Source organism: Micromonospora sp. NPDC049799, from assembly GCF_040656655.1.
Taxonomy (GTDB): domain Bacteria; phylum Actinomycetota; class Actinomycetes; order Mycobacteriales; family Micromonosporaceae; genus Micromonospora.
Window position 1 is genome coordinate 1 of record NZ_JBFAMU010000928.1, and the last position, 1025, is coordinate 1025.

The following is a 1025-nucleotide window of genomic DNA, read 5'->3' on the forward strand; positions in this document are numbered from 1 at the left end:
GGCCGGTTGCGGACGCCGCGCCGGCCGGGCCGACGACCGACCGGACCGACGACGGCCCGCCGCCGACCGCGACGCTCGGCCGGACGCTGCGGGAGATCGCGCGGCTGGTCTTCAACGACCCGCGGTACGGGCTGTGCGCGCTCGCGCTGTTCCTCGTCATGGTCCTCGTCGGCCTGGACGGTCCGCTGCTGCCCTGGTTGTGGGCCGACCTGGTTGACGGGGTCGGCGAGCCGTGGCTGCCGGCGGCCGGGATCGTCGCCGGGTTGCTGGTCACGCTGCCGCTGCCCTGGTACACGAGCATCTGGTTCCCGCAGTGGTGGGTGCGGCAGATGCTGCGGATCAGCCTGCGTCTGGTGCACGGGCAGACCGGCCCGCGCCGGGTCGGCCGGTACACGCCGGCCGAGGTGGTGGCCCAGGGCGGCGACACCGAACGGGTGGTGCAGCTCGCCGACAACGTGCTGGACCAGTTCGCGGCGGTCCTCCTGGCGGTGGCGATGACGGCGGTCACCGGCAGCATCGTCCCGGCGCTGTTCTTCGCCGGAACGATGGTGGTCTCCGGCCTGGTGGCGACCCTGTTCGGCCCACGGTTGGAACGCTGCGCCCGGGCCACCGTCACCGCCCGCGCCGCGTTCGCCACCGCCCTGGTCTCCGCGCTGTCCGCGGCCCGCACCGTCAAGCTGGCCGGTGCCACCCGACCGGTGCTGGCGCACCTCGCGGCCCTCGACGTGGTCCGCAGCGACCGGCAGCGGCGGGAGATCTCCGTCCAGGTGTGGTCGCGGTCCACGCCGTCGGTGGTCAGCGGCCTGCTCCCGATCGGCGCGTGGGCGCTCCTGCTCTCCGGTGGGCTCTCCGCCGGCGCCACGCTGGTCGCGGTCGCCACCCTGGCCGCGGCGCGCTGGTTCGCGTGGACGACGGCGTCGCTGATCTCGCAGGTCCCGTCGGCCCGGGTGTGGACCCACCGCACGGCCGCGATGACCGGCAGGACGGCCTACTCGGCGGCGGTGCCCGACGTGGACCTCGGCGCC

At 75.4% G+C, this 1025-nt stretch carries 1 pseudogene; it reads left to right on the plus strand.

What is annotated here, in order from left to right:
- Positions 1–1025: pseudogene (locus tag AB0I76_RS30710) on the plus strand (ABC transporter ATP-binding protein); the annotation flags it as partial.